Source organism: Frigoribacterium sp. PhB107 (genome assembly GCF_003751515.1).
In the GTDB taxonomy this organism is placed as follows: Bacteria; Actinomycetota; Actinomycetes; order Actinomycetales; family Microbacteriaceae; genus Frigoribacterium.
Genome location: NZ_RJKU01000001.1, coordinates 496927 through 510857 on the forward strand (window position 1 = coordinate 496927; position 13931 = coordinate 510857).

The following is a 13931-nucleotide window of genomic DNA, read 5'->3' on the forward strand; positions in this document are numbered from 1 at the left end:
GTCCTCGCGCGCACGACGTGCGCGCGGATCAGCGCGCGAAGGCGCCGAATCGTCGCAGCGGCACCTGCGTCTCGTCGCCCGACCACGAACCGTGCTGGCCGATCATCGACCCTGCCTGTCCTCCCGAGGTCCTGCCGTCGTACCAGACGACGCCCTTGCGGGCGGCGACCAGGACGTCCCCGATGCGGGGTGCCACGACGGGATCGACGGGGCCGAACCACCCGCCCTGCACCGCCTCCTCGCGGGTGACGACCCAGGCGCGGTCCGACTCGGCCGCGCGCCAGGCCTCCAGGGTGGCGGCGCGGACCGCCTCCGACGCGTCGGGCTCGAAGTGCAGCTGCAGGCACCGGGGCTCGCCTGCCACGTGACGCACCCCGTCCACCAACGCGGCGCGGTGCCCGAAGACGATGCGTCCCCTCTCTCCGACGTCGAGCACGCCGTGGTCGGCCGTCACGAGGAGTCCCTCGTCGGGCCCGAGGGAGGCGGCGAGCCTGCCCACCTCGCCGTCCACCTCCTCGAGGGCGGCCGTCCACTCGTCGCTCTGCCAGCCGAGGCGGTGCGCGATCATGTCGAGCTCGGGCACGTAGAGGTAGACGATCGTGGCCCCGGGGGCGGCGACGAGGTCGCGCGCGCGACGGAACCTGTCCGCGATCGACTCGGCCGTCTCGTAGGCGGCGCCGCGCAGGATCGCCTCCGTCAGCCCTGACCGGGCGTAGCGCGCAGGGCCGACGGCCGCGCTGCGGACTCCCCGGGCGGCGGCGTCCTCGAACACCGTGCCGCTGAGCTGCCACGTGTCGGGCCGCATGCCGGCGTCCCAGCCGGAGAGCTGCTTGACGACGCGGTCGCGCTCGGCGTCGAGCACCGAGTATCCGACCAGGCCGTGCTCGCCCGGCAGGCGGCCGGTGGTGAAGGTCGTGAGGGCTGCCGCGGTGGTCGTCGGGAAGCCGGAGAAGAGGCTGCCGGAGGCGCCTGCCAGGTGGCGAGCGTGGCCGCGGCGGGCCCCGAGGGCCGCGGAGCCGAGCCCGTCGACGAGCAGGACGACGGCCGAGCGGGCGGGCGGGAGAGGGACGGCCCCGACGCCGCCGGTCAGCGCGGCGAGGACGGACGGGAGGACGTCGGCCAGGCTCACCGCGCCGGGGGGACGCGCCGGTACGATGGTCGTCATCGGCACCAGTCTGGCACAGCGGGTCCGCGAGCGGACCGCCCTCCCGCCGCTGCCGCCTCCTCGCGTCGACGACCGCCCGCCCAGGTGCCTCCCGCACCTCCTGTCCCAGAGAAGTGCATGACGACGACCGAGAACACGACCGGCCCGACCGACTCCGGAGAGCGCATCGAGGACATCGACGTCTCGCTCGAGATGCAGGGGTCGTTCCTCGAGTACGCCTACTCGGTCATCTATTCCCGGGCCCTGCCCGACGCGCGCGACGGCCTCAAGCCGGTGCAGCGACGCATCCTCTACCAGATGTCCGAGATGGGGCTCCGCCCCGACCGGGGCCACGTCAAGAGCGCGCGCGTCGTCGGCGAGGTGATGGGCAAGCTGCACCCGCACGGCGACACCGCGATCTACGACGCGATGGTGCGGCAGGCGCAGTCGTTCACGATGCGCGTCCCGCTGATCGACGGGCACGGCAACTTCGGCTCGCTCGACGACGGACCGGCCGCGCCGCGGTACACCGAGGCCCGGCTCGCCGAGGCCTCGCTCGCCATGACGCGGAGCCTCGACGAGGACGTCGTCGACTTCGTGCCCAACTACGACAACCAGCTCATGCAGCCCGAGGTGCTCCCCGCGGCGTTCCCGAACCTGCTCGTGAACGGCGCGAGCGGCATCGCCGTCGGCATGGCGACCAACATGGCCCCGCACAACCTCGTCGAGGTCGTCGGTGCCGCCCGCCACCTGATCGACCACCCCGACGCGAGCCTCGACGACCTGATGGCCTTCGTGCCGGGGCCCGACCTGCCCACCGGCGGCACCATCTCCGGCCTCGCCGGGGTCCGCGACGCCTACGCGACCGGACGCGGGTCGTTCAAGACCCGCGCGCGCGTGCAGGTCGAGAGCATCACGGCTCGGAAGTCCGGCCTCGTCGTGACCGAGCTGCCGTACCTCGTCGGCCCCGAGAAGGTGATCGAGAAGATCAAGGACGGCGTCCAGGCGAAGAAGCTCACGGGGATCACCGACGTCACCGACCTGACGGACCGCACCCACGGCCTGCGCCTCGTCATCGGCATCAAGACGGGCTTCAGCCCGGAGGCCGTGCTCGAGCAGCTCTACCGCTACACCCCCCTCGAGGACGGCTTCAGCATCAACGCGGTCGCGCTCGTCGAGGGCCAGCCGCGGACCCTCGGCCTCAAGGAGATGCTCGAGGTCTACGTCGGCCACCGTGTCGAGGTGGTCACCCGTCGCACCCGGCACCGCCTCGGCAAGAAGGAGGCGCGCCTCCACCTGGTCGAGGGGCTCCTGATCGCCATCCTCGACATCGACGAGGTCATCCAGGTGATCCGCTCGAGCGACGACACGGCCGCCGCCCGCGCCCGCCTCCGCGAGGTCTTCGACCTGAGCGAGATCCAGGCCGAGTACATCCTCGACCTGCAGCTGCGGCGCCTCACCAAGTTCAGCCGCGTCGAGCTCGAGACCGAGCGCGACGAGTTGCGCGCCGCGATCGCCGAGCTGCAGGCGCTGCTCGGCGACCCGGCTCGGCTCCGGGCGCTCGTCTCGAGCGAGCTCGCCGACATCGCCGAGCAGTTCGGGACGCCACGCCGCACCCTCCTCACCGAGGCCGCCCCGAGCATCGCGAAGCAGGGCCGCGGCAAGAACGCCCCGGTGCTCGAGATCGCCGACACTCCCACGCGGGTGTTCCTGTCGACGACGGGGCGCCTCCTGCGCGTCGACCACCAGGACCCGACGGCGGCCACGCCCGCTCCCCCGTCCCGGCGGACGGCGCACGACGCCGTGCTGTCGTCGATCGACACGACGACCCGCGCCGAGATCGGAGCGGTGACGACGACGGGGCGGCTGCTGCGGTTCACGCCGGTCGACCTGCCGGCGGTGCCGCCCACCTCGGTGCAGCTCGGAGCGGGCGTCCCCGTGCGCGACTACCTCGGCCTGGCCGACAGGTCCGAGCGGGTGCTCGCGCTCGTCTCGCTGACGGCCGACCGCCCGATCGCCCTCGGCACCGCCCGGGGCGTCGTGAAGCGCGTGGCGACGGGGCAGTACCCGCCCAAGCCCGAGTTCCCGGTGATCACGCTCAAGAAGGGCGACTCCGTCGTCGGGGCGGCCCAGGGCGCCGACGACGACGAGCTCGTCTTCGTGACGTCGAGCACGCAGCTGCTGCGGTTCCCGGCGTCGTCGGTGCGCCCCCAGGGGCCCGCCGGTGGCGGCGTCGCCGGAGTCTCCGTCGCCCCGGACGCCCGCGTCGTCTTCTTCGGCGCCGTCCCCGAGGGGCAGGAGGCGGTGGTCGCCACCATCTCGTCCGCCGCCGGCGCGCTCGAGGGCACCGACCCCGGTCGTGCCAAGGTCAGCGCCTTCTCCGAGTTCCCCGCCAAGGGCCGCGCCACGGGGGGCGTCCGGTCGCACGCGCTGCTCAAGGGCGAGTCCGAGCTGTCGCTCGCCTGGGTGGGGCCCGCCCCGGCCCGAGCGGTGGCGGTCGACGGAGGCGTCCGGTCGCTCCCCGAGACGCTCGTGCGTCGCGACGCGTCCGGCACGCCCCTGGAGGCGGTCGTCGCCGCGGTGGGCGCGTCGCTGGCCCACGTCACCGACGCCGCGACGGGAGCGCCCGCGGGCACCGAGCCCGAGTGAGGACGGCCCGCCAGCCCGGCCAGCTGCCGGGTGGCCAGATGCGTGGGGTGGCCAGATGCGCGGGTCGGCCTGACCGCGTTCCGGCCTGGCGGGCGGTCTGGCCGCACGGGCGGTCAGCGCAGATCAGACGTCGATGCGCTCCCGGCTCAGGCCCGCGCCGTCGATGATGAATTCCTTGCGCGGCGCGACCTCGTTGCCCATGAGGAGCTCGAAGACCCTGGCCGCGGCCTCGGCGTCGTCGACCCGCACCCGGCGCAGCATGCGCCCCGAGCGGTCCATCGTGGTCGTCGCGAGCTGTTCGGCGTCCATCTCGCCGAGGCCCTTGTAGCGCTGGATCGGGTCCTGGAACTTCTTGTTCGAGCGACGCAGCTTCGCGAGGAGCGTCTGCAGCTCTTTCTCGGAGTAGGTGTAGATCGTCTCGTTCGGCTTGCTGCCGGGGTTGATGACGACGACGCGGTGCAGGGGCGGCACGGCCGCGAAGACGCGACCCTGCTCGATCATCGGGCGCATGTACCGGAAGAACAGCGTGAGGAGCAGGGTGCGGATGTGGGCTCCGTCGACGTCGGCGTCGCTCATGATGATGACCTTGCCGTAGCGAGCGGCGTCGATGTCGAACGACCGGCCCGACCCCGCTCCGAGCACCTGGATGATCGAGGCGCACTCGACGTTCGAGAGCATGTCGCTCACCGACGCCTTCTGCACGTTGAGGATCTTGCCCCGGATCGGGAGCAGCGCCTGGTACTCGCTGTTGCGGGCGAGCTTCGCCGTGCCCAGGGCCGAGTCGCCCTCGACGATGAAGAGCTCGCTGTTGCCGACGTCGTTCGACCGGCAGTCGACGAGCTTCGCCGGCAGGGACGAGTTCTCGAGGGCGTTCTTGCGCCGCTGAGTCTCTTTGTGGGCTCGCGCCGCGATGCGCGACTTCATCTCGGAGACGACCTTGTCGAGGACGAGGGCCGTCTGTGCCTTGTCCTCGCGGCGGGCGGACGCGAAGAGCTCGGCGAAGCGCGTCTGGACGACGTTGGCGACGATCGCCCGGACGGCGGGCGTCCCGAGGATCTCCTTCGTCTGACCCTCGAACTGCGGCTCCGGAAGGCGGACCGTGAGCACGACGGTCAGGCCCGCCATCACGTCGTCCTTCTCGATCTTGTCGGTGCCGACCTTGAGCCGCCGCGCCGCGAGCTCGACCTGCTGGCGCATGAACTTGAGCAGCCCCGCCTCGAAGCCCGTCTGGTGCGAGCCGCCCTTCGGGGTCGCGATGATGTTCACGTAGCTGCGGAGGACCGTCTCGTAGCCGCCGCCCCACCGGAGGGCGATGTCGACCTCGCACTCGCGCTGGAGCTCGGTGGCGACCATCGCGCCGCCCTCGGTCAGGACGGGCACCGTCTCCGTGTACGTGCCCGTGCCCGTCATGCGCCAGGTGTCGGTGACCGGGGCGTCGGGGGCGAGGAACTCGACGAACTCGCTGATGCCGCCGTCGAAGCGGTACGTGCTCTCGTGGGGGAACCCCCCGTCGGTGAGCGACCCGGGCCGCTCGTCGCGGATGCGGAGCGTGAGCCCGGGGATGAGGAACGCCGTCTGACGCGCGCGCCCGGACAGCTCGTCGGGCTGGAAGGACGCGCCACGGGTGAAGATCTGGCGGTCGGCCCAGTACCGGATGCGCGTGCCGGTCACGCCGCGCTTCACCTTGCCCACCTCGCGCAGCACGCTGCCCGAGACGAAAGGCGTGAACGGCGCGTCCGGGGTGGGCGCGCCGTCGTCGGCGAACGTGCCGGGCTCGCCCCTGCGGAACGACATGGCCCACGTCTTGCCGCCACGGTCGACCTCGACGTCGAGCCGCTCGGACAGCGCGTTGACCACGGACGCCCCGACGCCGTGCAGGCCGCCCGACGAGGCGTAGGAGCCGCCGCCGAACTTGCCGCCCGCGTGCAGCTTGGTGAAGACGACCTCGACGCCCGTCAGCCCCGTCTTGGGCTCGATGTCGACGGGGATCCCGCGGGCCGTGTCGCGCACCTCGACGCTGTCGTCCGCGTGCAGGACGACGTCGATGGCGTCGCCGTGCCCGCCGAGGGCCTCGTCGACCGAGTTGTCGATGATCTCCCACAAGCAGTGCATGAGGCCGCGCGAGTCGGTCGACCCGATGTACATGCCGGGACGCTTGCGGACGGCCTCCAGCCCCTCGAGGACCGAGAGGTGGCGAGCCGAGTAGTCCGACGTGGCGATGGTGTTCTCCTGACGCGAGGCAGAGCCGACCGGCGGGAATTCCGGAGGCGGGGGTCTGGTTCCATCCTACGAGCGCCCACGGACAGTCCCGGGAGGCGCTCACCCCCCTCCGTCACTACGCGATGAGCGAAATCGGCTCGGATCGCACCCGATACCCGGGAGCGCGTGTTTTGATGAGGTCTTCACATCCGCAGCACCACCGTCAGGAGGAGCATCACATGACTCAGATGGCCACCGACCACACCGCCGTCGACGAGCTCGGCTCCCGCTACCAGCTCTCCGCCGCCGACCGTTGCGACAGCTGCGGGGCCCAGGCCTACGTCCGCGTGACCATGGCGAGCGGCGAGCTGTTGTTCTGCGCGCACCACGGTGCCAAGGTCAAGGACAAGCTCCAGCCCACCGCAGTCGAGTGGCTGGACGAGAGCTCCAAGCTCCACGAGCACTGAGCTCGACGACCACGAGACCGTCCGGGGAGCAGCACCTCGGCGGCACGACGAAGGGCCCGCATCCTCACGGATGCGGGCCCTTCATGTGTCCGACGGCGGAGACCCGGTCACATGGCCTTGAACGACCGCTCGAGGTTCTCGCGGATGACGCGCTGCGACTGCTCGGCGTACTCGTCGAGCTTCGCGTGCGCCTCCCCCGCGTGGTACGAGATGCTGCGACGCGTCAGCGCCGCGCGGAGCACCCGGTCGCTCAGCGCCGGGTTGAGGGGCAGCAACGGCCCCTTGAGCTGCGTGCCGAAGGAGGCGCCGCGCACGACGCCCTCGGCGCCGCCGGTCCCGTTGCCCCCGCCGTGCACCACACGGCCGAAGGCCTCGACGCCGGTGCCGAGCTCGAGGTGTGCGGCGTGGTCCTCGAAGCCGAAGAGGGTCAGCTCGTCCCCGCCGTAGGTCGTCGTCACCTGGAAGTAGTTCGTCCGGCGCGGGGCGCCGCGACGGACCGTGGCGTCGAAGAACCCGATGCCGGTGACGGTCTCGCCCTGCTCGGTGACGACGCCCCTGGTCAGCAGCTCCATGCCGCCGCCGACCCCGATCACGGGGACGCCCGACGCGGCGAAGCCCTCGAGGGCCGGGACGAGGCGCTGGGCGTCGGCGCTCACCGAGCGGACCCCCGAGAGCGGGCCGTGCCCGAGGAGGACGACGTCGGCCACGGTGGGCACGTCGTCGCCGACCCGGTACTCCACGACCTCGGTCTCGAGGCCGGCGCGCCGCGCACGGGCCACCAGCGTCGTGACGTTTCCCCGGTCGCCGCTGACCCCGAGCTGCTCGGGGTAGAGGTGGACGAGGCGGAGGGTGTCGGCGCTCACGCGGTCTTCTCCAGGTCGGGGTGGCCGAGGATGCGACGGGCCAGCATCATCTGCTCGTAGTTGGTCACGAAGTGCTTCGTGTGGTCGCGGGGCGAGGGCAGCGCGCGCATCAGCTTTATCGCCTTCGCGATGTCCTCCTCGATCACGTGCACGGGGATGCCCTCGTGCTCGAGGCGCAGGGCGAGCTGCCAGGCCTTGGCGCCCGCCAGCACGTCGACGTGGTCGAGGCGCGAGAAGTCGATGTCGTAGATCCACGAGATGTCGGGCGTGCCCTCGTCGATCGCGAGCATGACCTGCTCGGCGCCCTGCGGCAGTGCGTCGAGGTTCAGCTGCAGGCTGGCCGCGTTCTTGAACATGATGAACTCGGCCTCGTCGGCGCCGAGCGACATGCGCTCGCCCCGACCGTAGGCCGGCTTCATCGTGTCGAAGGCACGAGCCACCGCCTCCTGGTCGACGGGCTCGCCGAGCACGACCGACGCGGTCTGCAGGGCCGCCGCCGCGTCGACGGCGTAGTGCAGCCCGCGGGCGGGGAGCCGCACGTCGACGGTGGTCTCGCCGACCCGGATGCTCGCGCGGTCGCCGTCCATCGCGACGACCTCGGCCTCGACGGGACGGGTGGAGTCCGCCTCGCGGGAGAAGTCGTTCGCGTTCTGCAGCCCGTTGGGCGCGGCAGCGACGACGTCGGGGGCGGCGCCGAAGCGCGTGACCGTCTGGCCGGGCTTCGCTTCGTAGGGGGCGAGGTGCTGGTCGTCGCGGTTCGTCACGACGGCGCGCGTGGCCAGGGCCGCGGTGTCCGTCATCATCGTGCCGACGCGCTCGGTCTCGAAGAAGCGGTAGAGCTGGTCGACCTGCACGTTGAGCATGAGCACGGTCGACGGGTGCAGCGATCGGGTCAGCTCGACCGCGAAGGCCTCGTCGACCTCGATCACGCCGATGTCGTGCTTCACGCGGCCGAACGGCGTCACCTCGCGGAGGAACGCAGAGGCGATGCCCTGCGGGAGGTTGGCGCCGGTGGGGTTCGTGAAGACGCGGAGGCCGTGGGCCCGGAGCGTCTCGGTCAGCATCATCGTGGTCGTCGACTTGCCGTTCGAGCCGAGGACGAAGACGACGCCCTGCTCGAACTGCGACGAGACGTGGGTGAGGAAGTCGGGCGCCAGCGCGAGGACGGTGCGGCCCGGGTAGGCCGAGCCGCCGCCGCGGAGGCGGGCGACCGCACGGACGAGCCGGCCCGCCAGGACGGGCACGAGGTATCGCACGGGCCTACTCGAGGTAGTCGCGGAGCGACTGCGACCGGGACGGGTGGCGGAGCTTGGCCATCGTCTTGGACTCGATCTGGCGGATGCGCTCGCGGGTCACGCCGAACGTGTCGCCGATCTGGTCGAGCGTCTTCGGCATGCCGTCGCCGAGGCCGAAGCGCATGCGGATGACGCCGGCCTCGCGCTCGGACAGGCTGTCGAGGAGCGACTCGAGCTGCTTCTGGAGCATGGTGAAGCCCACGGCGTCGGCCGGGACGACCGCCTCCGTGTCCTCGATGAGGTCGCCGAACTCGCTGTCGCCGTCCTCGCCGAGGGGGGTGTGCAGCGAGATGGGCTCGCGGCCGTACTTCTGGACCTCGACGACCTTCTCGGGCGTCATGTCGAGCTCGCGGCTCAGTTCTTCGGGCGTGGGCTCGCGGCCGAGGTCCTGCAGCATCTGCCGCTGGACGCGGGCGAGCTTGTTGATGACCTCGACCATGTGCACGGGGATGCGGATGGTGCGCGCCTGGTCGGCCATGGCCCGCGTGATCGCCTGGCGGATCCACCAGGTGGCGTAGGTCGAGAACTTGAAGCCCTTGGTGTAGTCGAACTTCTCGACCGCACGGATGAGGCCCAGGTTCCCCTCCTGGATGAGGTCGAGGAACTGCATGCCCCGGCCCGTGTAGCGCTTGGCGAGGCTGACGACGAGTCGCAGGTTGGCCCCGAGGAGGTGGCTCTTGGCCCGCTGACCGTCGCGCGACACCCAGCGGAGCTCGCGCTCGAGCTCCTTGCTGAGGCCCGTGCTGTGGGAGAGCTTGTCCTCGGCGAAGAGACCGGCCTCGATGCGCATCGCGAGCTCGACCTCCTCCGCGGCGTTCAGCAGGGCGACCTTGCCGATCTGCTTCAGGTAGTCCTTGACCGGGTCGGCGGTGGCGCCGGTGATCGTCGTCGAGTAGACGGGCATCTCGTCGTCGTCGTCCTGCGAGATGACGAGGGCCCCTGCGGGCAGCACCTCGGGGGTCGTGGGCTTGCCGCCCTCGCCGTCCGCGTCTGTGTCGGCCGCGTCGGCGTCGACGGGCTCGGCCTCGTCGTCACCCTCGGGCTCAGCGGCCTTCGCCGCCTTCGCGGGGGCGGCCTTCTTCGCGGCGGGTGCCTTGGCAGCCGCCGCCTTCTTGGCGGGCGCCCGCTTGGCGGGGGCCTTCTTGGGCGCCGCGGGCGCCTCCTCGGTCGTCGCGGGCTCGGTCTCGAGCACCACGCCGTCGGTCACGGTCTCGTCGACGACCGTGGTCGCCTTGCTGCGAGTAGCCATGCGAACACCTTCCACTTCATCTGCACTGGGTCTTTCGGGCAGTACTAGGACCCATGTCAAGTCCCCATGGCTGAGCGCCCCGACGAGAGTCGAGCACCTGCACGGAACATGAACGGGTCCGACTCCGATTATTGCACGTCTGGTCGGCGACGCCGACCACGGGCCGCCCCGGGCGTCAGGAACTCCGCCGACGGCGGGTCTGCCATCTCCTGTTCAGTGCAACCCACAGGGGGGCCACCTGGATTCCCTCCTCGAGGTGAAGGAGGCGCCGCGTGCGTCGGCGCTCCAGGACGAGGCAGACGACGCCTCCGCCGACGACCACGTACTGGACCAGGAACGCGACGCGGAACGACTCGAACGAGAAGAGGTCGCTCGGCGCCCCGCCGGCCACCCGTGCCGCGTCGAGCTGGTCGAGCACGACGCCGATGAGGAACATCATCACGAAGCTCGCCAGGAAGCCCCCGACGTTGACGATGCCGTTGGCCACGCCGAGGCTGCGCATCGGGTTGAACGACCGGGCGAAGTCGAAGCCGATGAGGCTGCCGGGGCCCCCGACGCCGAGCACCACGACGAGGACGAACGCGAGCCACTGCGGGGGCTGCCCCGGCCAGGCCAGCAGGACGGTCCACGTGATCCCCAGGGCCGCGACGATGCCGAGGACGAGGTTCGAGCGCCGGAGCGGGTAACGGGCCGTGAGCAGGCCGAGGACCGGGCCGGCCACGACGCCGGAGGCGACGAGCAGCGTGAGCATGCCGGATGCCTGCGTCGCCGTGAAGCCGAGCGCCCCGACGAGGAAGGGGACGCCCCAGAGCAGGCTGAAGACCGTCCCGGACGACTGCGTCACGAAGTGCGACCAGAAGCCGAGGCGGGTGCCGGGTCGCCGGATGCTCTCCCCGAGCTGACGACCGGCGTCGCGCCAGGTCGTCCCGGCCGACTCGGCGGGGCGTCCGAGCGGGGAGTCCCGCACGACGACCACCACGAGGACGACGGCGACCACCGAGAGGCCCGCCGCGCCGAGGAAGGCCGGCTGCCAGCCGCTGCCGTGCAGGACGATCGAGAGGGGCACCGCCGAGAGCACCTGGCCGAGCTGGCCGACGTTGCCGGTCCACTGCGAGATCTGGGGCAGGATCGGCCCTCGGAACCAGGCGGGCAGCAGGCGGATGACGCTGATGAAGGTCATCGCGTCGCCCGCGCCCACGAGGACGCGCCCGACTATGGCGACGCCGATGTGCGGGGGCGCGAGCGCGACCACCGACTGCCCGACGACCAGCAGGACCCCGCCGGCGACGATCAGGGCCCGGGGGCCGACGCGGTCGAGCAGCACGCCCACGGGGATCTGCAGGCCCGCGTAGACGATCAGCTGCACGACGGCCAGCGTCGACAGCGTCGACGCCGAGATGCCGAAGATGTGCTGGGCCTCGACCCCGGAGACGCCGAGCGAGGACCGCTGGAGGACGGCGACGACGTAGGCCACGACGGCGGCGCCCCAGACGAGCCAGGCGCGCGACGAGTTCACCCGACGACCCTAGCTGGAGTCGTGCGTCCTCGATTCCTGGCCGTGCGAGACGGCCGTGGAGCGGTCGAGGGTCAGGACTCCTCGTCGCTGCGCCGGCCGGCGAGGAAGCGCTCGAGCTCGGCGGCGAGGACGTCCGCGGAGGGGACCTGGCCGTCCTGGTCCGTGAGCGGCGAGGGGAGCGGGTTGCCCTCCATGTAGGTGTCGTGGCGTTCCTCGAGCGTGGAGACGAGCCGCGAGAGCTCGTGGTTGCCCTGCACCTGCTCGTCGACCTTGGCGAGGAAGTCGCGCCCCTCCGAGCGGAGCCGGTCGGTGGGGAAGATCAGTCCCGTCGCCGCGCTGATGCTCGAGAGCGCCGCGACGGCGGCGTCCGGGAACTCGGTGTCGGCCAGGTAGTGCGGCACCAGGAGGACGAAGCCCGCGGTGGGGTGGCCGGAGTCGCCGAGCCGCTGCTCGACGAGGTGCAGCGCGTTCGCGGGCGCCTGGGTCACGGGCCGCCACACCGACAGGGACTCGACGAGGTCGGACCGGTTGCCGCTGACCGTGACCCCGATCGGACGCGTGTGGGGCACGGGCATGGGTATCGAGTGGACCCACGTGGTCGTCGAGACCCGGTAGCGACGCACGAGGTCGACGACGGCGGAGGTGAACCGCTGCCACTGGAAGTCGGGCTCGAAACCGGACAGGAGGAGGAAGGGCTGTCCGATGTCGTCCCTCATCAACCGGAGCGAGAGGGTCGCCGTCGAGACCTCGGAGATGTGGTCCTGGTCGAACGTGAAGACGGGGCGACGGGCGCGGTAGTCCAGGAGCTCGTCGGCGTCGAAGGAGGCGACCATCGAGTGGTCGAGCTCGCCCACGAGGAACTCGGCGAGCTGCCCCACAGCGCCCCCCGCGTCGGAAGAGCCGGTCAGGCCCGCCACGAGCGGCAGCCCTTCGGGCACGTCGGAGGCGTCGGGAGCGAGGTCGTAGAGTCCGGCGGGGTCGTGCATGTCCTCAATGCTAGGCAACCCGCCCGGCACCGGCCGCCTCCGGCGACGTGCCGAGAGCGAACACCCGCGGTGGCTACGATCGAGGGATGACCGAGCTCTTCCTGTCCACCACCCGTTCCCCCGCAGCCGAGGTCGAGGCCGACGTCCTCGTCGTCGGAGTCGTCACGGGGGCCGACGGCCCCTCGGTCACCCGCGACGTGCCCGGCCTGCCGTCGGACCTGCGGGCGCTCGGGGTCATCGGCGCGCGAGACGAGCTCGTGAAGCTGCCGAGCACGGGCGCCGCGACGGTGACGGCCCTCGTGGGGCTCGGCGACGTCGTCGACGCCGAGGCCCTGCGCTACGCGGCCGGCGCCGCCGTCCGCCAGCTGACCGGCGTCGACCGAGTCGTGCTCGACCTGCCCGTCTCGACCGAGGCGGAGGCCCTGGCCGTCCTCGAGGGCGCGGCCCTCGCCTCCTACGAGTTCGACGCGTTCCGCGGGTCGTCGGCGTCGGAGTCGCGCCGACATGCCCGCACCCTGGTGCTCGCGACCGACCTCGACGTCGAGGAGGCGACGGTGCGGCAGGCGGCCGTGGTCGCACAGGCCGTCCACACGGTCCGCGACCTCGCCAACACTCCCCCGCAGCAGATGTTCCCCCAGGCGCTCGCCGACCACGCCGTCGAGCTCGCCACGGACCTGCCGCTCGACGTGACCGTCCTCGCCGAGGACGAGCTGCGCGCGGGCGGCTTCGGGGGGATCCTGGGCGTCGGCCAGGGGTCCAGCCGTGGTCCACGGATGGTCAAGGTCGTCTACGCGCCCGAGGGCGCCTCCAAGCACCTCGCCCTCGTCGGCAAGGGCATCACCTACGACACCGGGGGGCTCTCGCTGAAGCCTGCGGGCAGCATGCTGGGGATGAAGGACGACATGACGGGCGCCGCCACGGTCCTCGCCGTCGTCGTCGCCGCGGCGCGGCTCGAGCTGCCCGTCCGCCTCACGGCCTGGCTCTGCGTCGCCGAGAACATGCCGAGCGGCACGGCCATCCGGCCCGACGACGTCCTCACGATCCGCGGCGGCACCACCGTCGAGGTGACGAACACCGACGCCGAGGGCCGCCTCGTCATGGCCGACGGCCTGGTCGCGGCCAGCGAGGAGCAGCCCGACGCGATCGTCGACGTCGCGACGCTGACCGGCGCCCAGGTCGTCGCGCTCGGCACCCGCACCGTCGGGGTCATGGGCAACGACGACCTCGCGAGCCGCGTGGTCGAGCTCGCCGACCGCGCCGGCGAGGCGGCGTGGCGCATGCCGCTCCCCGGCGAGCTGCGCAGCCGGCTCAAGTCCGACGTCGCCGACCTCGTCAACGCCACCCCGGGGAACACCGCCGCCGGCATGCTGCTCGCGGGCGTGTTCCTGAACGAGTTCGTGGGCGAGAAGCAGGGCACGGGAACGCCGCTGCCCTGGGCGCACCTCGACATCGCCGGGCCGTCGAACAACAAGGGCGGGGGCTGGGGCTACACCGGCAAGGGCTCCACGGGCGTTTCCGTGAGAACGCTGCTAGAGCTGGCCCGCGACTTTTCGGCCGCGTAGT

Annotated in this window: 10 protein-coding genes; 3 read left to right on the forward strand and 7 right to left on the reverse strand. The window is 71.9% G+C overall.

All coding sequences use genetic code 11. From position 1 onward, the window contains the following. Positions 1-28: 28 nt before the first annotated feature. Positions 29-1165, reverse strand: a complete 1137-nt coding sequence (locus EDF18_RS02265) for an alkaline phosphatase family protein (RefSeq protein WP_123546013.1) — start codon at positions 1163-1165, stop codon at positions 29-31. A gap of 117 nt (positions 1166-1282) precedes the next feature. On the opposite strand from EDF18_RS02265, the gene EDF18_RS02270 reads away from it, so the two are divergent. After that, positions 1283-3793 carry a DNA topoisomerase (ATP-hydrolyzing) subunit A gene (locus tag EDF18_RS02270; RefSeq protein WP_123546015.1) on the forward strand — a complete coding sequence of 837 codons (2511 nt, stop codon included), beginning with the start codon at positions 1283-1285 and terminating at the stop codon, positions 3791-3793. Between the two features lie 123 nt (positions 3794-3916). On the opposite strand, the gene EDF18_RS02275 is transcribed toward EDF18_RS02270, so the two are convergent. Continuing rightward, positions 3917-6013, reverse strand: a complete 2097-nt coding sequence (locus EDF18_RS02275) for a type IIA DNA topoisomerase subunit B (protein WP_123546017.1) — start codon at positions 6011-6013, stop codon at positions 3917-3919. A 218-nt stretch (positions 6014-6231) separates the two neighbouring features. Here EDF18_RS02275 and EDF18_RS02280 point away from each other — a divergent pair, with 218 nt between their 5' ends. Then, positions 6232-6459, forward strand: a complete 228-nt coding sequence (locus tag EDF18_RS02280) for a hypothetical protein (RefSeq protein ID WP_123546019.1) — start codon at positions 6232-6234, stop codon at positions 6457-6459. A 107-nt stretch (positions 6460-6566) separates the two neighbouring features. Here EDF18_RS02280 and EDF18_RS02285 read toward each other — a convergent pair whose 3' ends face one another. The 5 genes from EDF18_RS02285 to EDF18_RS02305 form a co-directional block, all read right to left on the reverse strand. Then, entirely contained in the window at positions 6567-7322 is a 756-nt protein-coding gene (locus EDF18_RS02285; protein WP_123546022.1) for a cobyric acid synthase, read from the reverse strand. After that, positions 7319-8578, reverse strand: a complete 1260-nt coding sequence (locus EDF18_RS02290) for a MurT ligase domain-containing protein (RefSeq protein WP_123546024.1) — start codon at positions 8576-8578, stop codon at positions 7319-7321. The genes EDF18_RS02285 and EDF18_RS02290 overlap by 4 nt, the downstream gene beginning before the upstream one ends. A 4-nt stretch (positions 8579-8582) precedes the next feature. Continuing rightward, positions 8583-9866: an RNA polymerase sigma factor gene (locus EDF18_RS02295; RefSeq protein WP_123546026.1), complete on the reverse strand. Its 1284-nt coding sequence runs from the start codon at positions 9864-9866 to the stop codon at positions 8583-8585. Between the two features lie 175 nt (positions 9867-10041). Then, the gene (locus EDF18_RS02300; protein ID WP_123546028.1) at positions 10042-11382 is read right to left on the reverse strand and encodes a nitrate/nitrite transporter; all 1341 of its coding nucleotides are present in this window, start codon (positions 11380-11382) and stop codon (positions 10042-10044) included. A gap of 71 nt (positions 11383-11453) precedes the next feature. Beyond that, positions 11454-12368: a proteasome assembly chaperone family protein gene (locus tag EDF18_RS02305; RefSeq protein ID WP_123546030.1), complete on the reverse strand. Its 915-nt coding sequence runs from the start codon at positions 12366-12368 to the stop codon at positions 11454-11456. Positions 12369-12454: 86 nt separating this feature from the next. Between EDF18_RS02305 and EDF18_RS02310 the strand changes: the two genes are divergently transcribed. Beyond that, a complete protein-coding gene (locus tag EDF18_RS02310; protein ID WP_123546032.1) occupies positions 12455-13930 on the forward strand; it encodes a leucyl aminopeptidase in 1476 nt (491 codons plus the stop codon). The last annotated feature ends 1 nt before the right edge of the window (position 13931 follow it).